22 protein-coding genes are annotated in these 23,452 nt (G+C 69.9%); 11 read left to right on the top strand and 11 right to left on the bottom strand.

Annotation, left to right across the window (positions count from 1 at the left end):
* Positions 1-187 precede the first annotated feature (187 nt).
* Positions 188-2,272, bottom strand: a complete 2,085-nt coding sequence (locus OG943_RS35630; protein ID WP_328612233.1) for an MFS transporter — start codon at positions 2,270-2,272, stop codon at positions 188-190.
* Positions 2,273-2,324: 52 nt separating this feature from the next.
* Complete coding sequence (locus tag OG943_RS35635; RefSeq protein WP_328605314.1) at positions 2,325-2,798, bottom strand: MarR family winged helix-turn-helix transcriptional regulator; 474 nt, start codon at positions 2,796-2,798, stop codon at positions 2,325-2,327.
* A gap of 372 nt (positions 2,799-3,170) precedes the next feature.
* Between OG943_RS35635 and OG943_RS35640 the strand changes: the two genes are divergently transcribed.
* The 3 genes from OG943_RS35640 (at position 3,171) to OG943_RS35650 (ending at position 6,514) form a co-directional block, all read left to right on the top strand.
* A complete protein-coding gene (locus OG943_RS35640) occupies positions 3,171-4,346 on the top strand; it encodes a globin domain-containing protein (RefSeq protein ID WP_328605315.1) in 1,176 nt (391 codons plus the stop codon).
* A gap of 253 nt (positions 4,347-4,599) precedes the next feature.
* Positions 4,600-5,778: a globin domain-containing protein gene (locus OG943_RS35645; RefSeq protein WP_328605316.1), complete on the top strand. Its 1,179-nt coding sequence runs from the start codon at positions 4,600-4,602 to the stop codon at positions 5,776-5,778.
* Between the two features lie 43 nt (positions 5,779-5,821).
* The gene (locus OG943_RS35650) at positions 5,822-6,514 is read left to right on the top strand and encodes a dienelactone hydrolase family protein (protein WP_328605317.1); all 693 of its coding nucleotides are present in this window, start codon (positions 5,822-5,824) and stop codon (positions 6,512-6,514) included.
* Positions 6,515-6,564: 50 nt separating this feature from the next.
* On the opposite strand, the gene OG943_RS35655 is transcribed toward OG943_RS35650, so the two are convergent.
* The 7 genes from OG943_RS35655 to OG943_RS35685 form a co-directional block, all read right to left on the bottom strand.
* Positions 6,565-6,999: a heat shock protein transcriptional repressor HspR gene (locus tag OG943_RS35655; RefSeq protein WP_328605318.1), complete on the bottom strand. Its 435-nt coding sequence runs from the start codon at positions 6,997-6,999 to the stop codon at positions 6,565-6,567.
* 5 nt (positions 7,000-7,004) lie between these two features.
* Positions 7,005-8,189, bottom strand: coding sequence for a molecular chaperone DnaJ (dnaJ, locus tag OG943_RS35660; RefSeq protein ID WP_328605319.1), 1,185 nt, complete (start codon positions 8,187-8,189; stop codon positions 7,005-7,007).
* Positions 8,190-8,222: 33 nt separating this feature from the next.
* On the bottom strand, positions 8,223-8,936 hold the full coding sequence (grpE, locus tag OG943_RS35665; protein ID WP_328605320.1) for a nucleotide exchange factor GrpE: 714 nt from the start codon (positions 8,934-8,936) through the stop codon (positions 8,223-8,225).
* A complete protein-coding gene (gene dnaK / locus OG943_RS35670; RefSeq protein ID WP_328605321.1) occupies positions 8,933-10,825 on the bottom strand; it encodes a molecular chaperone DnaK in 1,893 nt (630 codons plus the stop codon). The genes grpE and dnaK overlap by 4 nt, the downstream gene beginning before the upstream one ends.
* Before the next feature lie 185 nt (positions 10,826-11,010).
* The gene (locus tag OG943_RS35675) at positions 11,011-12,423 is read right to left on the bottom strand and encodes an alpha/beta hydrolase (RefSeq protein WP_328605322.1); all 1,413 of its coding nucleotides are present in this window, start codon (positions 12,421-12,423) and stop codon (positions 11,011-11,013) included.
* Positions 12,420-13,094, bottom strand: a complete 675-nt coding sequence (locus tag OG943_RS35680) for a hypothetical protein (protein WP_328605323.1) — start codon at positions 13,092-13,094, stop codon at positions 12,420-12,422. Before OG943_RS35680 ends, OG943_RS35675 begins: the two co-directional genes overlap by 4 nt.
* 39 nt (positions 13,095-13,133) lie before the next feature.
* On the bottom strand, positions 13,134-13,901 hold the full coding sequence (locus OG943_RS35685) for a DUF4097 family beta strand repeat-containing protein (RefSeq protein ID WP_328605324.1): 768 nt from the start codon (positions 13,899-13,901) through the stop codon (positions 13,134-13,136).
* 159 nt (positions 13,902-14,060) lie between these two features.
* Here OG943_RS35685 and OG943_RS35690 point away from each other — a divergent pair, with 159 nt between their 5' ends.
* From OG943_RS35690 to OG943_RS35715, 6 genes are all read left to right on the top strand, one after another.
* Positions 14,061-14,600, top strand: a complete 540-nt coding sequence (locus tag OG943_RS35690; RefSeq protein WP_328605325.1) for a YbhB/YbcL family Raf kinase inhibitor-like protein — start codon at positions 14,061-14,063, stop codon at positions 14,598-14,600.
* Between the two features lie 161 nt (positions 14,601-14,761).
* Positions 14,762-15,787 carry an NAD(P)-dependent alcohol dehydrogenase gene (locus tag OG943_RS35695; protein ID WP_328605326.1) on the top strand — a complete coding sequence of 342 codons (1,026 nt, stop codon included), beginning with the start codon at positions 14,762-14,764 and terminating at the stop codon, positions 15,785-15,787.
* A gap of 13 nt (positions 15,788-15,800) precedes the next feature.
* Entirely contained in the window at positions 15,801-16,841 is a 1,041-nt protein-coding gene (locus tag OG943_RS35700) for an amidohydrolase family protein (RefSeq protein ID WP_328605327.1), read from the top strand.
* On the top strand, positions 16,838-17,509 hold the full coding sequence (locus tag OG943_RS35705; protein ID WP_328605328.1) for an iron-sulfur cluster assembly protein: 672 nt from the start codon (positions 16,838-16,840) through the stop codon (positions 17,507-17,509). Before OG943_RS35700 ends, OG943_RS35705 begins: the two co-directional genes overlap by 4 nt.
* A 169-nt stretch (positions 17,510-17,678) precedes the next feature.
* Positions 17,679-18,497 (top strand): IclR family transcriptional regulator, encoded by an 819-nt coding sequence (locus OG943_RS35710; protein ID WP_328605329.1) that lies wholly within the window; start codon positions 17,679-17,681, stop codon positions 18,495-18,497.
* Positions 18,494-18,889 carry a nuclear transport factor 2 family protein gene (locus tag OG943_RS35715; protein ID WP_328605330.1) on the top strand — a complete coding sequence of 132 codons (396 nt, stop codon included), beginning with the start codon at positions 18,494-18,496 and terminating at the stop codon, positions 18,887-18,889. The genes OG943_RS35710 and OG943_RS35715 overlap by 4 nt, the downstream gene beginning before the upstream one ends.
* A 23-nt stretch (positions 18,890-18,912) precedes the next feature.
* Here the strand turns inward: OG943_RS35715 and OG943_RS35720 are convergent, their stop codons facing one another.
* Positions 18,913-19,473 carry a TetR/AcrR family transcriptional regulator gene (locus tag OG943_RS35720; protein WP_328605331.1) on the bottom strand — a complete coding sequence of 187 codons (561 nt, stop codon included), beginning with the start codon at positions 19,471-19,473 and terminating at the stop codon, positions 18,913-18,915.
* On the bottom strand, positions 19,470-19,796 hold the full coding sequence (locus OG943_RS35725) for a DMT family transporter (protein ID WP_328605332.1): 327 nt from the start codon (positions 19,794-19,796) through the stop codon (positions 19,470-19,472). The genes OG943_RS35720 and OG943_RS35725 overlap by 4 nt, the downstream gene beginning before the upstream one ends.
* 166 nt (positions 19,797-19,962) lie before the next feature.
* Between OG943_RS35725 and OG943_RS35730 the strand changes: the two genes are divergently transcribed.
* Both OG943_RS35730 and OG943_RS35735 read left to right on the top strand, forming a co-directional pair.
* Complete coding sequence (locus OG943_RS35730) at positions 19,963-22,257, top strand: (Fe-S)-binding protein (RefSeq protein WP_328605333.1); 2,295 nt, start codon at positions 19,963-19,965, stop codon at positions 22,255-22,257.
* Positions 22,258-22,455: 198 nt separating this feature from the next.
* On the top strand, positions 22,456-23,397 hold the full coding sequence (locus OG943_RS35735) for a hypothetical protein (protein WP_328605334.1): 942 nt from the start codon (positions 22,456-22,458) through the stop codon (positions 23,395-23,397).
* Positions 23,398-23,452 lie beyond the last annotated feature (55 nt).

The raw sequence follows: 23,452 nt of genomic DNA on the forward strand, positions 1-23,452 counted from the left end.
CGGGCCCCCGCGGGGGGTCAGGTCCGGAAGGAGACTTCGCCGGGGCCCGAATGCCACTGCCGGTAGAGCGCACCACGGCGAACGCACACTGGCGGGTCCGAATGCGGGGCACTCGGGCACAAACGCCGTTAAGGCCTCCTTACCCGCGTGCCACGCGGGTAAGGAGGCCTTAACGGACAGCCTGGGGTCAGTTCAGCGTCCCCGTGTGGCGGGCGAACTCGTCCTCCGGTTCGAGCACCACGTCGTGGCGCAGCGAGGCGCCGGTGGCCACCGGCAGGAGTTCGCTGTGCGGCTCGTGGTCGTAGGCCGACACGGTCAGCGTGTACGAACCCGCCGGCAGCCCGGTGAAGGAGTACGTGCCGTCGCCGCCCGTGAGGGACGAGGCGACGACCGCGCCGGCGCTGTCGGTGACCGTCAGGATCGCGCCGGGGACCGCGGCGTGGCGGCCGGCGGTGCGGACGCGGCCGGTGAAGCCGCCCGTGCCGTCCAGCAGCAGGTCGTGCCAGACCGGGCGCTCGGCCAGGTGCACCGTCGACACGCTGGGGCGCAGCGAGCCGGCCGTGGCCAGCAGGACGTGCTTGCCCTCGGCGGTCGCGCTCAGCGAGTACTCGCCGGTGCGACCGGTGCGGCCGACGTCGACCTGGCGGCCCGACGCGTCCGTCAGCGTGAGCACCACACCCGAGACCGGGCGGCCGTGGGCGTCCAGCACGCGGCCGCGCAGCGACGTCGTGACGTCCCCGCCGACGGCCTCGATCTCGACGACGGCGGGCGCGGAATCCGCGTCCAGGGTCCGGCGCAGCGGGACCTCCTTCATGAAGATCACCGCCAGGAACGTCACCACCGCGATGATGCCCGCGAACAGGAACACCGTGCCCGTGGCGTCACCGAAGGCGGCGCGCACCAGTGGCTGCAACGCGACCGGCAGCGAGCCGATGTCGAGGGTCCCGCCACCGCCGTGCACCGCGCCGCCGGCCGGGATGCCGAGGTGCGAGAACGAGTTCGTGATGTTCGTGGCGACGTTCGCCGAGAGCACCGCGCCCAGCGCCGACACCCCCGCCGCGCCACCGAGCGAGCGGAAGAACGTGACCACCGAGGAGGACGCGCCCATGTCCTTCATCGCGACGGTGTTCTGCACGACCAGCACCAGGTTCTGCATCAGGAACCCGAGCCCGATGCCCACGAGCGCGAGGTAGCCGCCCATCAGCGTCAGGTCGGTCGTGTGGTCCACCGTGCTGAGCAGGAACAGCCCGGCCAGCAGCGACGCGCCGCCGGCCACCATGAACGGCTTGGTGCGGCCCGTGCGCGAGATGACCTGGCCGGCGCTGGTCGACGCGAGCGCGAGGCCCAGCACCAGCGGCAGGGTCATCAGGCCGGCGTGCGTGGGCGAGAACCCGCGGGAGATCTGGTAGTACTGCCCGAGGAAGACCGAGCCGCCGAACATCGCGGTGCCCACGGCCAGCGAGCCCAGCACCGACAGCGTGAACGTGCGGTTGCGGAACAGGCGCAGCGGGATCACGGGCTCCGCGGCGCGCGATTCGACGAACATCGCCAGCGCCAGCGAGACCACCGCGCCGCCGACGTACGCGACGCTCGACCACGAGGCCCAGCCGAAGCTCGTCCCGGCCAGCGAGACCCAGATCAGCAGCAGGGCGACGCCACCGACCAGCAGGGTCGCGCCCAGCCAGTCGATCCGCACCTTGCGCTTGAGCACCGGCAGCTTCAGCGTGCGGCCGAGCACCACGAACGCGATCACCGCGATCGGCACGCAGACCCAGAAGCACCAGCGCCAGCCCAGCGGCGAGTCCACGATCAGGCCGCCGATCAGCGGCCCGGAGACCGTGGCGACAGCGAACACCGCGCCGGTGTAACCGGAGTACTTGCCGCGGTCGCGGGGCGCGATCATCGCGGCGATGACCACCTGGATCAGCGCCTGCAGCCCGCCGAGGCCAACACCCTGCAGCGCGCGGTACGCGATCAGCTCGGGCATCGACCCGGAGATGCCGCCCAGCGCCGAGCCGACCGTGAAGATCACGATCGCCAGCTGGTAGAGCAGCTTCTTGCTGAACAGGTCCGACAGCTTGCCCCAGATCGGGGTGGTCGCGGTGGACGTCAGCAGGGTCGCCGTGACGACCCAGGTGTACTGGCTCTGCGAGCCGTGCAGGTCCGTGATGATGGTCGGCAGCGCGTTCGACACGATGGTCGAGGACAGCATCGCCACCAGCAGGGCCAGCAACAGGCCGGAGAAGGCCTTCATGATCTGCCGGTGCGTCATCGGCTCACCGGTAACCGTGGTACTCAACTCTCTTCACTCACTTTCCCGACGTTCAGGCTTGATCCGCCGCGCAGGCGGGGCTGCCCAGCACCGCGCGCAGATCGCCGTTCATTTCGGCGAGCCGGGTCGTCAGGTCGGCGATCCGTTCCTCGTCCCATCCCACGAGCGCCTTCTCGAAGAAGGCCAGGTACTGGGTGCGCCAGCGGTCCAGCTCGTTCCGGCCCTTCTCGGACACGCTGATCAGCGACGCGCGCCCGTCTTCCGGAGCCGGGCGGCGGTCGATCAGGCCCGCGGCCTGCAGCTGGGCGATCTGGCGGCTGACCACGGAGAGGTCGACCAGCCGGCGCTTCGCCAGCTCGGACGGCCGCGCTTCACCGTGTTTCACGAGATCGGACAGGAGCATGCCCGCGGCCGGGTGCAGTCCGGGCTCCTCCTGCCACGCCTGCATGATCCACAGGTGCTGGAGCTGGGACGAAGTCTTCAGCTCCCGCATCAACTCGACCCTGACGTCTTCGGCAGAGCTCATCGGATCCTCCCGGGCCGGGCGCCGGTGGGCACCCAATTGGTTGTGCAATACAAGTTTATCGTCGGAAGGTTGCGTAGGGCAACTATCTATCCGGTGAGCTGCCCCACGTCGCCCAGCCGGCCGGTAACCCGACCGGAGCAACGTTGCGGGCAAAGGGGCCCAAGGCGGCTACTCTGCGGACGAGCCACGTCAAGCCGACGTCGCGACAGCTTCGAGCAGCATGTCCGGGAGAACGAGGTGGAGCAGTGGTGAATTCCCGCGGGAACGCCGGGACGAGACGGCGCGAGCCGCGGCCGCCGGATCAGGCCGCCGCCCGCTCGTGACGCCCCCGCCCGTCCCCGTGCACCACTCCCGACCAGCGAACGACAGCCCATGACAGCCGATTCGGTCAGCCCGATCCCCCGCTCGGCCGCGCCCCGCGAGGCGCCGGCCGCGGTCACCGCGATGGTGCGGCTGATCCGTGACACCTGGGCGAAGTCCGAGCCGTTCATCCCGGAGATCTCGCAGTTCTTCTACGGGATGCTGTTCACCCTCGCCCCGGTCACCCGCGACTTCTTCCCCATCAACATGGAGGTGCAGCGCGGCCGGCTGGTGCGCGCCCTCGTGCACATCGTGCAGATGGTGGACCGGCCCGACGACCTGGTGCCGTTCCTGCGCCAGCTCGGCCGCGACCACCGCAAGTTCGGCGTCATCCCGCGGCACTACGAGGCCGTCGGCACGGCGCTGCTCGCGGCGCTGAAGAACCACCTCGGGCCCGAGTGGACGCCGGCCGTCGAACGCGCGTGGGCGGAGGCGTTCACCATCGTCGCGCGCGCCATGCAGGAGGCCGCCGCGGCCGACGCGAACCCGGCGTCGTGGCAGGCCACCGTGGTCGAGCACCGGCGGCTGACCTGGGACCTCGCGCTGGTGCGCGTGGTACCGGCCCAGCCCGTGCCGTTCCTGCCGGGGCAGTACATGAGCGTGGAGGTACCGCAGCGCCCACGGTTGTGGCGCTACCTCTCGCCGGCGAACGCGCCGCGAGAGGACGGCGGGATCGAGTTCCACGTGCGCGCCGTCGACGGCGGCTGGGTTTCGCGCGCCATCGTGAGCCACACGCAGCCCGGTGACGTCTGGCGGCTCGGGCCGCCGCTCGGGCGGATGGCCGTGGACCGCGAGCGCTCGCGCGGGGTGCTGATGGTCGCCGGCGGCACCGGCGTCGCGCCGCTGCGCTCGATCCTCGACCACCTGGCCCTGTGGGGCGAGAACCCGAAAACCCACCTGTTCTACGGCGGCCCGTCCCGCGACGACCTGTACGACCTCGAGGAGCTGCGGGCGCTGTCCTCGACCAACCCGTGGCTCACCGTGACGCCCGTGGTCGAGCGCGGCGACCACCTGCCGGGCTGTGAGCAGGGCACCCTCGCGGAGGCCGTCACTCGTTATGGCGCCTGGTCGGATCACGACATCCTCGTGTCCGGCTCGCCTTCGATGATCCGCGCGACGGTGTCGCGGATGCTCGTCGCGGGCAGCGTGCTGGGCCAGATCCAGTACGACCCGTTCACCATCGACTGAGCGAATCACGCCGGTTCCTGACCAACGAAAAGCGTTCCGGGCCAACGGAAAACGTCGAAGATCGTTTTTACTGAGCGCCAGAGGGCATTGACCCGACGTATTGGTTATTGCTCCGTTCGAGCGGGAAAACCGTTGGCTTCACCAGTTTTCCGGGCATCCGGCCTACAGTCTTGTTCTCTCGGGGGCGGCTCGCGTTAGCAAAGCCGCGTGGGTAACTGGAAATGCTTGGCCGGACTGGAGAAAACCGTTCCCGATGAGCTCTGAATCCCTGAAGTACGATCTTTCGGCGCGCCCTGCCCCCGCCGCCGCCCCCGCCCGCGGGACCGAGAACGCCCGGCTCATCCGCGAGAGTTTCGCGCTGGTGGAACCGAAAGCCGAGGAGCTGGCCCAATACTTCTACGGCGCGTTGTTCGTGATCGCCCCGGACGCCCGTGATCTTTTCCCCATCACCATGACGACCCAGCGCGACCGGTTGCTGCGCGCGCTGGTGTACGTGGTGCAGATGGTGGACCGCCCGGACGAACTCGTCACGTTCCTCGGCCAGCTGGGCCGTGACCACCGGAAGTTCGACGTGCTGACGCGCCACTACGACGCCGTGGGAACGGCACTGGTGAGCGCGTTGAAACGTTTCCTGAAGGACGCCTGGACACCCGAGGTGGAAACGGCGTGGACCTCGGCGTACGGGCTGATCTCCGAGACCATGCGCAAGGCCGCGTCCGCCGAAACCGGGCCCGCCTGGTGGAGCGGAACCGTGCTGGAGCACCGGAAGCTCTCGCGTGACATCGCGCTGGTGCGGGTGCAGACCGAGCACCTCCTGCCGTACCGCGCCGGCGGTTACGTGAGCGTGGAAGTGCCGCAGCGGCCGCGGCTGTGGCGTTACCTCTCGCCGGCGACGGCGCCGCGCGACGACGGGCTGCTGACCTTCCACGTCCGCTCGGTGCCGGGCGGCTGGGTCTCGCGCGCCATCGTGAACCACGCCCGGGCTGGGGATGTGTGGCGGCTGGGGCCGCCGCTGGGCGCGCTCTCGGTGACACCGGTGGCGGACCAGCGGCCGTTGCTGATGATCGCGGGCGGCACCGGCATCACGCCACTGCTGTCCATCCTGGACGACCTCGCGCGCTGGAAGCGAAACCCGCCCGTCCACCTGTTCTTCGGCGGGCGCCGGCCCGGTGACCTCTACGCGCTGGACGAGCTGAGACGGCTGGCCGTCACCGCGCCATGGCTGACGGTGACGCCGGTGACGGAGGAGGGCGCGGTCTCCGGCGGCGACCGGGGCACCCTGGCCGCCGCTGTGACGCAGCGTGGCAAGTGGAAGAAGCACAACGTGCTGGTGTCGGGCTCACCGCCGATGATCCGCGCGACGATCGCGAAGCTGCTGGCGGCCGGCGTGGACCTGGAACGCATCTCGTACGATCCGTTCACCATCGACTGATTTGTCCATTTCGGACAGAGCGCCGGCGGGCTAAGGTCGGGGCATGGAGATCCGGATCCCCGCCGCGGACGGCGGCATCAAGGGCTACCTGGCCACCCCCGAAGGCGACGGGCCCTTCCCCGGCCTGGTGATCATCCACGACGCGATCGGCCTGTCGCAGGACGCGCGGAACATCACCGACCGGTTCGCCGCCGAGGGCTACCTGGCGCTGAGCCCCGACCTGTACTCGCGCGGCGGTTTCTTCCGCTGTGTGAAGCGCGTGTTCAGCGAGCTGTTCGCCCGCTCGGGCCGCGCGTACGACGACATCGAGGCGGCCCGCTCGCTCGTGGCCGCGCGCCCGGACGCGACCGGCAAGGTCGGCGTCGTCGGCTACTGCCTGGGCGGTGGCTTCGCGCTGGTCGCGGCGTCACGCGAGTTCGACGCCTCCGCGCCCTACTACGGCCAGCTGCCCCGCGACCTGTCCGCTTTGGACGGCGCCTGCCCCATAGTCGCCAGCTTCGGCCGCCGCGACCCGACCCTGCGCGGCGCGGCCGCGAAACTCGAAGCGGAACTGGAGTCCCGCGGCATCCCGCACGACGTCAAGGAGTACCCCGACGCCGGCCACAGCTTCGCGAACAAGATGGGCCCGGCCCCGCTGCAGGCCCTGGTGCGCATCGCGAACTTCGGCTACCACGAGCCTTCGGACTCCGACGCCTGGAAGCGGGTGACCGGGTTCTTCGCCGAGCACCTGAAATGACTCGTGAGTGTTTATGACGGTTCTAACCGTCATAAACACTCACGAGCTGTTCAGCGGTGCTTGGGTTTCCAGACCACCAGCGACGTCTGCTGCCGCATCGGGACGAGGTCCTTGCGGTAGGAGGCGTGGACCGCGGCGGCCGCCTGCTCGGCGGCCGCGTAGGCCGCGGCGATCTCCTCGGTCAGCTCGTGCACGCGGGCGCGCAGGGCGTCGACCTGGTTCTCCAGCTCGATGATGCGCTTGACGCCCGCGAGGTTGACGCCGGCCTCCTGCGAGAGGCGTTGCACCTCGCGCAGCAGGGCGATGTCACGCATCGAGTAGCGACGGCCGCCGCCGGAGGTGCGGCCCGGCGAGACCAGGCCCTGGCGGTCGTAGGAGCGCAACGTCTGGGCGTGCAGCCCCGAGAGCTGCGCCGCCACCGAAATCACGAACACCGGCGTGTCCTCGTCCGCGCCGTGTGGGAGTCCCGGTAGTCCGCCGAACATCACCCTCACCTGCCTTCGAGCAACTCGGTGATCTGGGGCCGCGGGTCGTGGCCCTTGATCGACTCGGCGTAGGCCTCGAGCGCCGAGCGCGCCTTGTCATCCAGTTTGGCCGGAACCTCGGCCTGCAGGGTCACCAGCAGGTCACCCTGTGAGCCGTCCCGCTTCTGAATGCCCTTTCCCCGCACGCGCAACACTCGGCCACTCGCGGTACCCGCGGGCACCTTGAGTGACACCTTGCCGTCCAGCGTGGGCACCGTGACGGTGGTGCCCAGCGCCAGCTCGGTGAAGTCCACCGGCACGGTCAGCGTCAGGTTCAGGTCCTTGCGGCCGAACAGCGGGTGCGGCGCGACGTGCACGCGTACGTACAGGTCACCGGCCTGCGCGCCGCCCCGGCCCGGCTCGCCTTGCGCGGCCAGGCGGATCCGCTGGTCGTCGTCGACGCCCGGCGGGATGCGCACGGTCAGCGTGCGGGTGCGGGTGCTGATGCCCTCGCCACCGCACTCCGGGCACGGGTCGTCGATCAGCTGGCCGCGGCCTCGGCAGTCTCGGCACGGCTCGGAGAACGCGAACGCGCCCTGGCTGCGGCTGACCAGGCCGGACCCGCTGCAGGTCGGGCAGGTGCGCGGCGACGTGCCCGGCTTCGCGCCGCTGCCGCCGCACGTCGAGCACGTGGCCGGGCTCGACAGCCGCAACGGCAGGGTCGCGCCCTTGACCGCCTCGGTGAAGTCGATCCGGACGTCGGTCTCGACGTCGGCCCCGCGCTGCGGACGGTTCGCCGACGCGCCCGCCGGGCCACCCCGGCCACGGCCGAAGATGCCGCCCAGTATGTCGCCGAGCCCGCCGAAGCCGCCCTGCTGCGCACCGGTCTGGCTGAAGATGTCGCCCATGTCGAAGCCACCGGCCCCGCCGGCACCGCCGCCGGGGAAGCCGCCGAACCCGCCCGCGCCGCCGGCGCCGAAGAGGCTCTTGGCCTCGTCGTACTCCTTGCGCTTGGCCGGGTCGGACAGCACGCCGTAGGCCTCGGAGACGGCCTTGAACTTGTTCTCCGCCTCCGTGTTGCCCGCGTTGGCGTCCGGGTGGTTTTCCTTGGCCAGCTTGCGGTAGGCCTTCTTGATCTCGTCCGCGGTGGCGTCGGAGGAGACACCCAGCTCCCGGTAGAAGTCCTTACCGATCCATTCCCGAGCACTCACCGGGTGCCTCCTCCTTCCACTGTGGAACGACAGTTACTTCTGGTTCGGCTCATCGATCGACCCGTCGAGCGGCAGCTCGCCGCCGACGGGCGGGTCGACCGGAGCGTCCGCGCCCGGCTCGTGGTCGGTGACCGCGACGAGCGCCGCGCGCAGCACCCGGTCCCCGAAGCGGTAGCCGCGGCGCATGACCACGGTGACCGTCGGGCCCGCCACGTCCGGCGAGGTGTTGTGCTGGACGGCCTCGTGCACGCTCGGGTCGAAGGGCTCGCCCTCCGCGCCGAACGACTCCAGGCCGGCCCGCTGCAGACCGCTGACCAGCTTGTCGCCGACCGCCTTGAACGCACCGGTCAGGTCGCCGTGCTGCTCCGCGCGCTCGAGGTCGTCGAGCAGGGGCAGCATGTCCTCGACCACGGACGCCTTGGCGCGCAGCACCACGGCCTCGCGGTCACGGTCCACCCGCTTGCGGTAGTTCGCGTACTCCGCCTGCAAACGCTGCAGGTCGGCAGTGCGCTCGGCCAGCTGCTTCTCGACGTCGGACGCCACCGAGACGGCGTCGTCCACGACCGAGTCGCCGAGCGAGGGGCCCGCGTGCTTGCCCGCGAGCTCCTCCTCGGCCGGCACTGGCGCTTCACTTTCCGGGGCAGGTGGGCGGACCTCGCCGGTCTGCGGGTCGACCCGCCGCCGGTCACGCACGACCACCGGTTCGTCCGGGCCCCGGCCCTCGGTGTCCTCGTGTCGTGGGGTCACTTCTTCTCGTCCTCTTCCACGATCTCGGCGTCGACCACGTCGTCGGCCTTGGCCTGGCCGGCTCCGCCCGCGGCGCCACCGGCCGCGCCCGCGGCGCCACCGGCCGCGCCCGCGGCACCCGCGTCGGCACCCGGAGCGCCTTCGGCGTTCGCGTTGGCGTACAGCGCGGTGCCCAGCTCCTGCGAAGCCGTGTTCAGCTTCTCGATGGACTCGCGGATCTTGGCCGAGTCGGTGCCCTTCAGCGCCTCGTTCGACTCGTCGATCGCGGTCTTGACCTTGCCCTTGAGGTCCTCGGGCAGCTTGTCGTCGTTGTCCTTGAGGAACTTCTCGGTCTGGTAGACCAGCGTCTCGGCCTGGTTGCGCGTCTCGGCCTCTTCGCGGCGGGTCTTGTCCTCCTCGGCGTGCGCCTCGGCGTCCTTGACCATCCGGTCGATGTCGTCCTTCGGCAGCGCGGAGCCGCCGGTGATCGTCATCGACTGCTCCTTGTTCGTGCCCAGGTCCTTCGCGGTCACGTGCACGATGCCGTTGGCGTCGATGTCGAAGGTGACCTCGATCTGCGGCACGCCACGCGGGGCGGGCGGCAGGCCGGTCAGCTCGAACATGCCGAGCTTCTTGTTGTGCGCGGCGATCTCGCGCTCACCCTGGAACACCTGGATCTGCACCGACGGCTGGTTGTCGTCCGCGGTGGAGAAGGTCTCCGAGCGCTTGGTCGGGATCGTGGTGTTGCGCTCGATGAGCTTGGTGAACACGCCGCCCTTGGTCTCGATGCCCAGCGAAAGCGGGGTCACGTCGAGCAGCAGGACGTCCTTGACCTCGCCCTTGAGCACACCGGCCTGCAGCGCCGCGCCGACCGCGACGACCTCGTCCGGGTTCACGCCCTTGTTCGGCTCGCGCCCGCCGGTCAGCTCCTTGACCAGCTCGGCCACGGCCGGCATGCGGGTGGAACCACCCACGAGCACGACGTGGTCGATGTCGCCGACCGAGGTGCCCGCGTCACGGATGACGTTGTTGAACGGGTTGCGGGTGCGCTCGAGCAGGTCCGAGGTGATCTTCTGGAACTCGGCGCGCGAGAGCGTCTCGTCGAGGAACAGCGGGTTCTTGTCGCCGTCCACGGTGATGTACGGCAGGTTGATGCTGGCGGAGTTGGAGCTGGACAGCTCGATCTTCGCCTTCTCCGCCGCCTCGCGGATGCGCTGCAGCGCCATCTTGTCGCGGGTCAGGTCGATGCCGTTGGTGGCCTTGAACTTGTCGACCAGCCACTTGACGATGCGCTCGTCCCAGTCGTCACCGCCGAGGTGGTTGTCGCCGGAGGTCGCGCGGACCTCGACCACACCCTCGCCGATCTCCAGCAGCGAGACGTCGAACGTGCCGCCACCGAGGTCGAAGACCAGGATGGTCTGCTCCTTCTCGCCCTTGTCCAGGCCGTACGCCAGCGCGGCGGCGGTCGGCTCGTTGACGATGCGGAGCACGTTCAGGCCGGCGATCTGCCCGGCCTCCTTGGTGGCCTGCCGCTGGGCGTCCTCGAAGTACGCCGGGACGGTGATCACCGCGTCGGTGATCTCCTCGCCCAGGTACGACTCGGCGTCGCGCTTCAGCTTCATCAGCACGCGCGCGCTGATCTCCTGCGGCGTGTACCCCTTGCCGTCGATCTCGGTCTTCCAGTCGGTGCCGATGTGCCGCTTCACGGACCGGATGGTGCGGTCGACGTTCGTCACAGCCTGGTTCTTCGCCGGCTGGCCGGTCAGCACTTCGCCGTTCTTGGCGAAGGCGACGATGGACGGGGTGGTACGGGAGCCTTCCGAGTTGGCGATGACCGTCGGCTCGCCGCCCTCAAGGACGGCGACGACCGAGTTGGTCGTGCCGAGGTCGATGCCGACCGCTCGCGCCATGGTGCTTCCTCCTGTGTTGGCAGCTCTGCTGCTATGTTCGTGACCTGCACGTTTCGGCGCCGCCTTGAGCGGGGCCCTGGCAAGTTCTATCTGGGCTTCGCACACCTCGTCAAGCCAGACTTGAGTCGGCTGCGCTCAACCTTCGTATCAGGGTAACGAGCAGGTGCGGGCGCTTGTTCCCGGGATCAGCTGCAGACCTTCCCTCGAGCGGGTGTGATACCGCTCACCAGGTATTTCACCTCTTCGGCACGCGCGCAAGACGAGTTGGCGAGCCCGGTGTGGCCGTCGTCGGTCCGGGTGAGCAGGACCGAGCCGTCGATGCCGCCGGCGAGCCCGCGGGCCCACGCCAGCGGCGTCGCCGGGTCGTGCGTGCCGCCGACCACGAGGATCGGCGGGGCGCCGTGCACCGGGTGCGGCTGCGGCGGGTTCTTCGCCGGGACCGGCCAGCCCGCGCAGCCACTGGTGAAGTCCCAGAACTCGGAGTACCGCCAGCTGTGCGGCGCGACGGCGCGGACCAGGCCGGCCGTCACGCGCAGGTCCACGGGACCGGTGAACGGCGAGGGGAAGTCCTGGCAGCCGATGGCCCTATAAGCACCGTAGATCGGCGAGAAGAAGGAGGCGGCCTGCGTCAGCGCCGCCGCGTCCGGGTGGTCCCCGCCGGCAGCGGCCAGCGCGCGGCCCAGGTCCGGCCACTGGCTCCGCTGAACGAGGTAGCCGTAGACGCCCGAGGACAGCTCGTCCCCGGTCGCCGTCCGGCCCAGCGCGCTGGAGTAGGCGCCGCGGGCCACGAGATCGTCGTAGTACCGCAGCACGTCGGCGCCGTGCAGCGCGCAGTCCGGCGAGCCCCCACACCACGAGGCGAAGCGAACCAGCGAGTCCTCCGTCGCGGCGGCCTCTTCGACGATCGCCTGGCGCAGCGGCCGGGCATGGTCGACAGCGCCGTCGAGCACCATCGCGCGCACGCGGTCCGGGTGCTTCGAGGCGTAGACGGCGCCGAGTTCGGTGCCGTAGGAGACGCCGAGCCACGAGATCTTCGGCTCGCCCAGCGCGACCCGGATCGACTCGACGTCCTCGGCCGCGCTCTGCGTGTCCGCCTGCCCGAGCATCGGCCCGGTCTTCGCCAGGCAGTCCTCGCCGGCGGCGCGGTTGTGGGCGCGCAACGCGTCGTACTCCGCCTTCGTCGCCGGATAGCGGTTCACGGCCGGGTCGTACAGCTTCGCCGGGTCGCAGGTGATCTTGGGCGTGCTGAACCAGACGCCGCGCGGATCGAAGCCCACGAGGTCGAAGTGCTGCCGCAGCTGTGCGAACTCGGGGCCGGCGAAGCCGCCGAACTGCACGTAACCGACTCCGGAGCCGCCCGGTCCGCCCGGGTTGATCAGCAACGACCCGATGCGGTGTGCCGGGTCGGTCGCGGGCAGCTCCGCCAGCGCGAGCCGCGCCGTTCCGGCTTCGGGCCGGGCGCGGTCGATGGGGACATCGACGTGCGCGCACCGGGCCGTGGGCTCCGGCTGCGTCGCACACGGCGTCCACTCGAGTGCCGGGGTAGCGGGAACTGTGAGCAGGGGCAAGAGAAGAAGAGCGGCAGCGGCGAGCTTCATGCCGTCCGCACCGTGATGGTGCCGGTGTCGACGCGCAGGTCCAGCCGGTTCGGCGAGGCCGGGTCCTGGGCCACGCCCAAGTCCGTCCTGCCGGTGCCGACGTGCGCGTCCACGCGGTAGGCGGCCTGTGGGACGGAAACGGTCAGGGTTCCGGTGTTCACGCTGGCCTGCACGACGCCGGGCTTCTCGAGCCCGATCTCCGCGGTGCCGGTGCCGCCGTCGAGCTTGACCGGGCCGGTCACGCGGGTGAGCGTGGTGGTCCCGGTGCCGCGCCGCAGGTCGACGTCGGCGGGCCGGTCGAGCGTGACCGTCCCCGTGTCGAGCGAGCCGCTCACCGGCAGCGCGCGCGGCACGACGACGTCGTAGCGGACCTCGCAGTCCTGGCCACAGCCGGAAAGCACGAGCGTGGTCCCCTCCACCCGCTGCGTCTGGCCCGGGCGCTTGCCGCGGTACTCGACCTCACGGCGCACCGAAACCGGCGCGCCGTCCTCGACGCGCAGCTTCACCCCGCCCGCCGGGACGTCCACCCGCACGGCGGTGACCGGCGTGGTCACCGGCTGGCCGTCGGAGAGCTTGTCCGGACGGCCGATCCCCGAGCAGCCGGCCACGGCGACCGCCGCCACCCCCAGCAGCACCGCCCCGCACAGCAGCCGCTTTGTGTTGTTCCCCATGACTTCGCTGTTCCCCCGTGCTATCTCAGGCGTGCTACTTCAGGCGGCTTTGACCGAGACGGAGCCGCTGCCGGTGTTCAGGTCGAGCGTCTTCGCCGCGGCCGAGTTCTGCGGGATGTCGATCGACCGGCTCCCGCTGCCGCTGTCGCCGATCACCCGGTACGAGCCGTCGGGCACGCGCAGGTCGACGCTGCCGGAGTCCGCCTTCACCTTGACGTCGCTGGGCTGGGCGAGCGTGAGCTTCACGCTGCCGCTGTCCGAGGAGACGTCGACCGGCCCACGCAGCCCGTCGCCGGAGACGTGGCCGGAGTCGCTGTGCGCTTGGACCCCGTCGACGTCGCGCAGGTCGATGGACCCGCTGTCGAGGCTGAGCTTCACCAGCCCGGCGACGTTCTCCACCTTCGCGTCCCCGGAGTTGGCGGACACGTCGACGCTGGCCACGCCCGTGATGTCCACTCCGCCCGAGGTGACGGAGCCCGTGACCGGCACCCCGGCGGGGACGACCACCTCGAAGTCGGCGGTGCAGTTGCGGCCGCAGTCGCCGAGCACCAACTGGTCGCCCTCCACGTGGAAGGCGTCGTCCGGCGCCGAGCGGAAGTTGTAGTGCAGCTTCTGGTGCACGGTCACCGCCCCGGTGCCGACGCGGATCTTGACGTCGCCCGAGCCGGCGGCCAGCTTCACGCCGCGGATCGGCTGCGACACCGTCGCGTCGCGAACCACCGAAGAGCCCAGCCCCCAGCCGAGCGCGATGGCCACCCCGACCCCGATCAGAACTATCCCACCTAGTGCCAGCAGCGGGCGTGCCATGTCGATCCGTCCCCTCAGTAACCATCCGTCCCGAGTGACCTTAGGAGCAGGCCGGGGGGCTCGACATCCGGTAAACCCCCCGATACATCCCTGAGGAGGCGCCCGGGGTTTCAGGGTCATAGCCTGGCGACGTTCGGACTTCCGTGCTCAGGAGGATTCATGCCTCAGTCACCCAACCCCTACGACTTCCTGCCTTCCGCGCCCTCGTTCACGCTGCGCAGCACCGACATCGCCGACGGCGAGACGCTGGCGACCCCGCACCTGTCCGGCATCTTCGGGGCCGGGGGCGAGGACCGGTCGCCGCAGCTGGCCTGGGCGGGCTTCCCGGCGGAGACCAAGAGCTTCGTGGTGACGGTGTACGACCCCGACGCCCCCACGGCCAGCGGGTTCTGGCACTGGGCGGTGTTCAACATCCCGGCCACCGTGACGGAGCTGGCGGCGAACGCCGGCGACGCGGAGGGCTCGGGCCTGCCCGAGGGCGCCGTGACGCTCAAGGGCGACGGCGGCGTCAAGCAGTACCTCGGCGCCGCCCCGCCTCCCGGGCACGGCCCGCACCGTTACTACTTCGTGGTGCACGCGCTGGACGTCGACCGGCTCGACATCGGCGTCGACGCCACCCCGGCGTTCCTCGGCTTCAACCTGCTCGGCCACACCCTCGGCCGCGCGACCCTGACCCCGGTTTACGAGAACAAGGGCTGACCGCCGCTGGTCCCTGAAGGCCACCATGAGGGACGTAGATGCCCTCATGGTGGCCTTCAGGGCGTTCAAGGGCTGGATTTCCAGCCAGGTGAAAACCAGGCCGTTGACCCGCCCTCCTCGCCGTTCGACGATCAAAGGGTCGACCAGGACGAGGAGCGGCCATGAAAGCGGTGCGGGTCCACGAGTACGGAAAACGCCCGGTGGTGGAGGACGTCGCGGAGCCGGCGGTCGCAGGGCCGCTCGACGTCGTGGTCCGGATCGGCGGCGCCGGGTTGTGCCGGACCGACCTGCACGTCATCGAGGGGCAGTGGGCCGAGAAGTCCGGCGTCACGCTGCCTTACACGATCGGGCACGAGAACGCGGGCTGGGTCGAGGCGGTCGGCTCGGCAGTGTCCACAGTGGAGCCCGGCGACCCGGTGATCCTGCACCCGCTGGCCACCTGCGGGCTGTGCCGTCCCTGCCGCGCCGGCGACGACGTGCACTGCGAGAACTCGAAGTTCCCCGGCATCGACACCGACGGCGGGATGGCCGAGTACCTGCTCACCAACGCGCGCTCGGTGGTCAAGCTCGACGCGTCGCTGCGGCCCGCGGACGTCGCGGCGCTCGCGGACGCCGGGCTCACCGCCTACCACGCCGTGCGCAAGGCCGTGCCGCTGCTGTACGCGGGCACGAAGGTCGCGGTGATCGGCGCCGGCGGGCTCGGCCACATCGGCATCCAGTGCCTGGCCGCGATGGTGCCCGCCGAGGTGATCGTGGTCGACGCCAACCAGGCCGCGCTCGACCTCGCCAAGTCCTACGGCGCCGCGCACACCGTGCTCGCCGACGGCGGCCAGGTCGACGCCGTGCTCGACCTGACCGGCGGCGCGGGCGCGCAGGTGGTGCTCGACTTCGTCGGCGAGAAGGGCACGGAGGCCCAGGGCATCAAGATGCTGCGCCGCGCCGGCTCGTACTTCGTGATCGGCTACGGCGGCCACGTCGACGTGCCCACCATCGACATCATCTCGACCGAGATCAACATCGTCGGCAACCTCGTCGGCTCCTACAACGACCTGGACGAGCTGATGGCGCTCGCGGCGCAGGGCAAGGTCAGCCTGCACACCAGGACCTACCCGCTCGACGCGGTCAACGAAGCCATGGACGACTTGGACAACGGCCGGCTTCAGGGCCGCGGAATCCTCGTACCGTAAGGGAGTTCACCTCATGTACGAAAAGGACGGCGAGCGCTACTTCATCGTCGACGGGCACGTGCACTTCTGGGACGCGCGCCCGGCCAACCAGGCCAACCGCTACGGCGAGGGCTTCATCAACTGCTTCTACGACTACCACAAGAACCTCTCGCCGGAGAGCGAGAAGTGGACGCTGGAGCAGTTCTGGCAGCAGAGCGAGGAGAAGATCCTCCACGACCTGTTCGAGGTCGGCTACGTGGACCACGCGGTGTTCCAGCCGACCTACCTCACCGACTTCTACGTCAACGGCTTCAACACCACCGAGCAGGACGGCGCGCTCGCCGAGAAGCACCCGGACAAGTTCACCGTCAACGGCGCGTGGGACCCGCGTGACGGCGAAGCCGGCCTCGACAAGCTGGAAGCACTCGCGGAACGCTGGAACCTCAAGGGCGTCAAGCTCTACACGGCCGAGTGGAAGGGCGACTCCAAGGGCTGGAAGCTGTCCGACCCGTGGTCGTACCGGTACCTGGAGAAGTGCCAGGAGCTGGGCATCCGCAACATCCACGTCCACAAAGGACCGACGATCTACCCGCTCAACCGCGACGCGTTCGACGTGGCCGACATCGACGACGTCGCCAGCGCGTTCCCGGACCTGCGGTTCATCGTCGAGCACGTCGGCCTGCCGCGGCTGGAGGACTACTGCTGGATCGCGACGCAGGAGGCGAACGTGTACGGCGGCCTCGCCGTCGCGCTGCCGTTCATCCACACGCGGCCGCGGTACTTCGCGCAGATCATCGGCGAACTGCTGTACTGGACGGACGAAAACCGCATCACCTTCGCCAGCGACTACGCGATCTGGACGCCCAAGTGGCTGATCGAGGCCTTTGTGGACTTCCAGATCCCGGAGGACATGCAGAGCGAGTACGGCGTGCTGACCACTGACATCAAGAAGAAGATCCTCGGCCTGAACGTGGCGAAGCTGTACGACCTCGAAGTGCCCGAAGGCCTCGGCGTCAGCGAGGCGCCCGCCGACAGTGGCGACGCCGTGGGGTCCGCGCCCAAGGTGCCGGCGTGAACCCGCGGCTGTGGGCCGCGCTCGACACGGTGCGCGACCCCGAGCTGGACGAACCCGTGACAGAGCTGGGTTTCGTGCACTCGGCGACGCTGGCCGAGGGCCACGCGGAGGTGCGTTTGCGGCTGCCGACGTACTTCTGCGCGCCGAACTTCGCCTACCTGATGGTGGCCGACGCGCACGACGCCGTCACGGCGGTCGAGGGCGTCACGTCGGTCGACATCCGGCTCGACGACCATTTCGCGTCGGAGGAGATCAACGCCGGCGTCGCGGGCCAGGCGGGTTTCGAGGGCACGTTCCCGACGGAAGCGATCGGGGAGCTGGACGAGCTGCGGCTGATCTTCCGGCGCAAGGCCTACCTGGCCGGGCTGGACCGGCTGGGCACGAAGCTGGTGCAGGACGGGCGGACGCCGTCGGAGATCGCCGGGCTCACCCTCGGCGACGTGCCGGAGTCACCCGTTCGGTCCAGCCTCCTGCGACGGCGGCGGGACCTCGGTTTCGACTGCACTCCGGACGCGCCGCTGCTCGTGGACGAGAAGGGAGTGGTGATCCCGGCGGGTGAAGCGGCGCTGCGGCTGCGGTTCGCACGGGCGGTCCGGATCAGCATCGACGGCAACGCGGGGCTCTGCCGGGGACTGTTGCAGACCAGATACAGTGCTGTTCGTTACTAATCCGGCAGCAGCCACGGCGGAAACGGGTCCCTACGAGCAGATCGGCTGCAGACCGTATCCGCCTACTTTTGGTCGGACTAGTAAGCCGCTTACGCCGTTCGAAGCACGTATGGTGAAGGGAGCATGCTTCGCCCGTTCACCGTCGAACGCCACTCGCGGAGGTTCCGCCGTGCCTGTCCCCGCCCAGCCGACCCCCGAGGACCGGAATGCCGCGGAACGGGAGCCCACCGGCTTGATCGGTTCGGCGCAGCGGGCGCTGCGGGTGCTGGAGATCGTCGCGGGCGCGGGCGACGGCATCGCCGCCAAGGCCGTCGCCCGGCGCGCGGGCTTCAAGCTCTCGACCACCTATCACCTGCTCAACACCCTGGTCCACGAAGGCTATTTGATCCGGCTCGGCCACGGCCGGGGCTTCGGCCTCGGCTACAAGATCGGCGGGCTCCACGAGAGCCTGCTCGACGAGCTGGACGTCGGCCGCGAGCTGCGCGACGGCCTGCACAAGCTCCACCTGCGCGCGGGCGCGGCGGCGTATTACACGGTGTTCCGTGACACCGAGGTGGTCGTCGCCGCGGTCGCGGACTCGCCGGAGTTCCCGCGCGCGCAGCCGTTGGACTTCGGTTTCCACGAGGCCGCGCACGCCACGGCGTTCGGCAAGGTGATGCTCGCGTCGCTGCCGGCGAAGCAGCGCCGCGAGTACCTGACGAGCGCGGGCATGCCCCGCCTCACCGCCCACACCACGGTCCGCTCGCCCGACCTCGAGACGGAGCTGCAGGCCGTCGCGCATTCCGGGATGGCGCTGGAGATCGAGGAGTTCCTGCCGGAGCTGGCGTGCCTCTCGGCGCCGGTGCTGGACGCGGCCCAGAACGTCACGGGCGCGGTCGCCTTCTCCGTCCCGGCGGACCAGTTCGCGGCCCGCCGCTGGCACCTGGAGCGCGCGGCCCGCGCCGGGGCTGCCCGCTTTTCCCGGCTGCTGTCGGCGAAAAGCTTGTGAATACCGAAGACCGCGAGGCCATAACCCGTCTCATCAATCAGCATGGCTATCTGATCGACACGGGCCAGCTCGATCGCCTGCACGAGATCTTCACCGCCGACGTCGCGTACGACGTGAGCGACTTCGGCGGAGGAGTGATCAACGGGCTGGAAGCCATGCGGGAGTGGGTGCTGGACCTCGGCGACAGGAACCCGGTGGCCCACCACGTCACCAACATCGTTCTGGATGAGATCACCGCTGACGTCGTGCGCGGCCTCTCAAAAGGGATCGGCGTCACCGTCGAAGGGACTGTGCGCAGCGTGACCTTTGACGATCACATCGAACGATCTGACGCGGGGTGGCGCGTCACCCACCGCGTCGTCAAGGCCCGGCGATTGCCCCTGCACCCATAAATCCCGTTGCGGCGCACGTCGTTTCAGCGCGGCTTGAGCAGGTAGTCCACCACCGGCCGCAGCTCCTCCGCCGACGGCGGCCCGTCATCGATCAGGCCCTGGATCAAGAGCCCGTCGATGCCGGCCAGGAACACGCGGAACGCGACCTCGTCGTCGTGCCGGACCATCGACGTCAGCACGTCGAGCCAGCGGCGCGCGGCCGGGCGCAGCTCGGGTTTGCGGGCGGCCAGCAGGTACAGCTCGTACTCCGCCATCGTGCGGCCGCGCCGCGGGCCCAGCGCCTCCGCGAGCAGGCCGGCCACCTCCTCGGCGCCGCGGCTGCCGCGCGAGCGCGCGCGGTCGATCATCCAGTACACCTCGGTCGCCATGTCCCGAGCGCACGAGATGAGCGTGGCCACGAGCAGGTCGTCGAGCGAGGAGAAGTGATAGGTGGTCGACGTCGTGGGCACGCCCGCCTCCGTCGCGACGGTGCGGTGGGTGACGCCGGCGACGCCGTCGCGCTCGATCACCCGCAGCGCGGCGGCGATGATCTCCGCGCGCCGCTTGTCCCCGCGCGCCTTGCGCCCGTCGACCTGGATCTTCACTGGCTGCTGCCCACCTCGATCAGCACGACACCGCCGATCACCAGCACCAGCCCGGCGGCGATCGCGAAGTTGAACGGCTCCTTGAGGAACAGGACCCCGATGATCGCGACCAGCGCCACGCCCACCGCGGCCCAGATCGCGTACGCCACGCCGATCGGCAGCCCGAGCTTCAGCACCTGCGAAAGCGCGAAGAACGCCACGCCGTAACCGATCACCACGAGGACCGACGGACCGAGGCGGGAGAACCCGTCGGACAGCTTGAGCGAGACAGTCGCGGTCACTTCTGCGGCGATGGCCAAAGCGAGGTACAAGTAAGCACCCATGGTTTCGAAACTACCTGAACCATCGTCCCACTAGCTAGCGAGGCGTGCACCACATCGGTGGGACTTAGGGCTCTCCAACCAGTTACCCATCAGTAAGAAGCGTTACCCTGCTCGGCACCGGGGCTTCGGCGCCGGCACCACCACACCGGACGAAAGGCACCCGACGATGGGCGCTGTACAGCTGACTCTCGGGGGGATCTCGGTTCTCCTCGGCATCGTCGCCTGGGGAATGTTCATCGCGACCGTGGCCCGGTTCGTGCGGGTGATCCGCCTCGGCCAGCCCGACCCGACCCGCAACGGGCCGTTCACGCCCCGGCTGATGACCATGGTCAAGGAGTTCGCCGCCCACACCCGGATGGCCAAGTTCCGCCAGGTCGCCCCGTGGCACTGGATGGTGATGTGGGGCTTCCTGATCGGGTCGCTCGCGCTGTTCGAGGCCTACGGCGAGGTGTTCGTCCCGACCTGGGGCTGGCCGGTGCTCGAGGACTGGTCGCTGTGGAGCCTGCTGATGGAGCTGCTCGGCGTCGGCACCGTCGTCGGCGGCGTCGCGCTGGCGATCATCCGGCAGCTGAACCACCCCCGCCGCGCCGACCGGCAGTCGCGCTTCGCGGGCTCGAACTTCAAGTGGGCCTACTTCGTCGAGGCCGTGGTGATCGTCGAGGGCATCGGGATCATCGGCGTGCGCGCGGGCAAGGCGGCGCTGCACGTCCACGAGACGCCGACCTGGGCCGCGTTCGTGTCGAACCCGCTGAGCGAGCTGCTGCCGTCAAGCGCCGCGCTGGTCTCGGTGTTCGCCTTCGTCAAGCTGATGAGCGCCACCGTGTGGCTGCTCGTGGTCGCCCGGACGATGACCATGGGCGTCGCGTGGCACCGGTTCAGCGCGTTCTTCAACATCTACTTCAAGCGCGAGGCCGACGGCGGGGTCGCGCTCGGCGCGGTCAAGCCGATGATGTCCGGCGGCAAGGTGCTCGACCTCGAAGAGGCCGACCCGGACGAGGACACCTTCGGCGTCGGCCGGGTCGAGGACTTCAGCTGGAAGGGCTGGCTCGACTTCTCGACCTGCACCGAGTGCGGCCGCTGCCAGTCGCAGTGCCCCGCGTGGAACACCGGCAAGCCGCTGTCGCCGAAGCTGCTGATCACCCAGCTGCGTGACCACGCCTACGCCAAGGCGCCGTACCTGCTCGCAGGCGGCAAGCGCGACATGGCGGGCGACGAAATCGGGCTGACGGGCGACAATCCACACGCCGGCATCGACGTGCTCGCGCTCGCCGAGTCCGAGCGGCCGCTGATCGGCGGCGCCGAGGAAAACGGCATCATCGACCCGGACATGCTCTGGTCGTGCACCAGCTGCGGCGCCTGCGTGGAGCAGTGCCCGGTGGACATCGAGCACGTCGACCACATCGTCGACATGCGCCGCTACCAGGTGATGATCGAGTCGTCGTTCCCCACGGAGCTGAACGGCATGTTCAAGAACCTGGAGAACAAGGGCAATCCGTGGGGCCAGAACGCCAAGGACCGTCTGCAGTGGACAGAGGACCTCGACTTCGAGGTGCCGGTGTTCGAGGGCGAACTCGGTGACGCGGAGTACCTCTTCTGGGTCGGCTGCGCCGGCGCGTTCGAGGACCGCGCGAAGAAGACCACCCGCGCCGTGGCCGAGCTGCTGCACATCGCGGGCGTGAAGTACACCGTGCTCGGCTCGGAGGAGTCGTGCACCGGTGACCCGGCACGCCGCGCGGGCAACGAGTTCCTGTTCCAGATGCTCGCCCAGCAGAACGTCGAGGTGCTGAACTCGGTGTTCGAGGGCCGCGAACGCAAGGCGCGCAAGGTGGTCGTCACCTGTGCGCACTGCTTCAACACGCTCGCCAACGAGTACCCGGAGCTGGGCGGCCAGTTCGACGTCGTGCACCACACGCAGCTGCTGAACCGCCTGGTGCGCGAGAAGTACCTGACGCCGGTGGCGCCCGTCGCCGAGGACGTCACCTACCACGACCCGTGTTACCTCGGCCGGCACAACAAGGTCTACGACGCGCCGCGTGAGCTCGTCGGGGCCTCCGGGGCCACGCTGCGCGAGATGCCGCGGCACGGCGACCGGTCCATGTGCTGCGGCGCCGGCGGCGCGCGGATGTGGATGGAGGAGAAGATCGGCAAGCGGATCAACGTCGAGCGCGTGGACGAGGCGCTCGGCACCGCGCCGTCGAAGATCGCCACCGGCTGCCCGTTCTGCCGCGTGATGCTCACCGACGGCGTCACCGCCCGCCAGAGCGACGGGCTGGCGAGCGAACGGGTCGAGGTCGTCGACGTCGCCCAGCTGCTGCTCACCTCCGTGAAGCGGAAGCCGGAGCCGGCGCTGGTTGCGGCGGGCGCGCCTTCGCTGGAGGGCGAGTCGGACGCGGACCTGGCGGCCGAGCCGGACGTGCCCACCGACGAGAAGCCGGACCCGTTGGCGGACAAGGATAAATAGCAGGGACCGAACGGCCCCTTCGCGGCGGCCAATGCCCTGAAGGCCACCATGAGGGCATCTAGGACCCTCATGGTGGCCTTCAGGGCACACAGGCACCGCGGAGGGGCCGTTCGCTGTGCGTCACCCGGGACATTTGTCATGGGCTGATCGTGATCGACGGCCCGCGTGCGCCGGGCCGCGCGGCGGAACCATCGACGGATGCCACTCCGGAAGACCGCGCTCGCCACACTGGCCCTGCTCGCCCCGTTCGTCGCCGAGTTCCTGCTCGGCGACCAGTACCTGTCGGGGCCGCCGGAGGTCGGGAAACAGCTGGGCATGTACGCGATGTTCGTCGCGCTGTACGGCTCGGGCGCGCTGCTGATCCGCGAGGTCGCGCGTCGCCGCGGCCATGGCTGGCCGACGATCTTGGTGCTGGCGCTCGCTTTCGGCATCGCCGAAGAGGGGCTGCTCACCGAAACACTGTTCAACCCGCACTACCTCGGCCTCGACCTGCTCAGCCCGGGCCACATCCCGGTGCTCGGCCTGGGCGCGCCGTGGACGGTGTACGTGCTGACGCTGCACGTGGTCTGGAGCATCGCGACGCCGATCGCGATCGCGGAGGGGTTCTTCGGCCGTTCTCCGTGGCTGCGGACGCCCGGCACGTGGGCGTGGAGCGCTCTGCTGGCGGTCGGCGCGGTGGGGACTTTCGTGGTGTCACGCTCGTTGGACGCCGCGCACTTCCTGGCGTCGCCGGGACAGCTGGCCGGCACGCTCGTCGTTGTGGTGGTGCTGATCCTGGTGGCGTTGCGGCTGACGGCGCGGCCGGCGCAGGCGCCGTCGGGCAACCCGTGGCTGGGGTTCGCGGTCGCGGTCGGGCTGAGCTCCGCGTTCCAGGTGATGAAAACGGGCCTCGGCGTATCGCCGTGGGTGCAGGCCGGAGTGATGCTGGCACTGGAGGCGGTGGCCGTCGGGTATGTGCTGAAGACGCGGCCGCCGGCCGTCTCGCTCGCCGCGGGCGCCGCCGTCACGTACTGCTGGCTGGGCCTTTCCACCGCGGCCGACGCCGGGTTCGCCGCGGTCGTGGAGCAGTGCGTGCTCGTGGTGGGGACGCTCGTGTTACTCGCCTGCGCTACTCGCCGAAACATCCAGTTAACCGTTTGAGGAAACGGGTACGGCCGTACCGGAATTCCGGCGGTAAACGGTTACCACGGCGCCT

The sequence above is a fragment of the Amycolatopsis sp. NBC_00345 genome, from assembly GCF_036116635.1.
In the GTDB taxonomy this organism is placed as follows: domain Bacteria; phylum Actinomycetota; class Actinomycetes; order Mycobacteriales; family Pseudonocardiaceae; genus Amycolatopsis.

Bases quoted from the DNA above. Each gene is read 5' to 3' on its own strand.
- OG943_RS35630 (WP_328612233.1), bottom strand. From the start codon at position 2,272: ATGACGCACCGGCAGATCATGAAGGCCTTCTCCGGCCTGTTGCTGGCC.
- OG943_RS35635 (WP_328605314.1), bottom strand. From the start codon at position 2,798: ATGAGCTCTGCCGAAGACGTCAGGGTCGAGTTGATGCGGGAGCTGAAG.
- OG943_RS35640 (WP_328605315.1), top strand. From the start codon at position 3,171: ATGACAGCCGATTCGGTCAGCCCGATCCCCCGCTCGGCCGCGCCCCGC.
- OG943_RS35645 (WP_328605316.1), top strand. From the start codon at position 4,600: ATGAGCTCTGAATCCCTGAAGTACGATCTTTCGGCGCGCCCTGCCCCC.
- OG943_RS35650 (WP_328605317.1), top strand. From the start codon at position 5,822: ATGGAGATCCGGATCCCCGCCGCGGACGGCGGCATCAAGGGCTACCTG.
- OG943_RS35655 (WP_328605318.1), bottom strand. From the start codon at position 6,999: ATGTTCGGCGGACTACCGGGACTCCCACACGGCGCGGACGAGGACACG.
- dnaK (WP_328605321.1), bottom strand. From the start codon at position 10,825: ATGGCGCGAGCGGTCGGCATCGACCTCGGCACGACCAACTCGGTCGTC.
- OG943_RS35675 (WP_328605322.1), bottom strand. From the start codon at position 12,423: ATGAAGCTCGCCGCTGCCGCTCTTCTTCTCTTGCCCCTGCTCACAGTT.
- OG943_RS35680 (WP_328605323.1), bottom strand. From the start codon at position 13,094: ATGGGGAACAACACAAAGCGGCTGCTGTGCGGGGCGGTGCTGCTGGGG.
- OG943_RS35685 (WP_328605324.1), bottom strand. From the start codon at position 13,901: ATGGCACGCCCGCTGCTGGCACTAGGTGGGATAGTTCTGATCGGGGTC.
- OG943_RS35690 (WP_328605325.1), top strand. From the start codon at position 14,061: ATGCCTCAGTCACCCAACCCCTACGACTTCCTGCCTTCCGCGCCCTCG.
- OG943_RS35695 (WP_328605326.1), top strand. From the start codon at position 14,762: ATGAAAGCGGTGCGGGTCCACGAGTACGGAAAACGCCCGGTGGTGGAG.
- OG943_RS35700 (WP_328605327.1), top strand. From the start codon at position 15,801: ATGTACGAAAAGGACGGCGAGCGCTACTTCATCGTCGACGGGCACGTG.
- OG943_RS35725 (WP_328605332.1), bottom strand. From the start codon at position 19,796: ATGGGTGCTTACTTGTACCTCGCTTTGGCCATCGCCGCAGAAGTGACC.
- OG943_RS35730 (WP_328605333.1), top strand. From the start codon at position 19,963: ATGGGCGCTGTACAGCTGACTCTCGGGGGGATCTCGGTTCTCCTCGGC.
- OG943_RS35735 (WP_328605334.1), top strand. From the start codon at position 22,456: ATGCCACTCCGGAAGACCGCGCTCGCCACACTGGCCCTGCTCGCCCCG.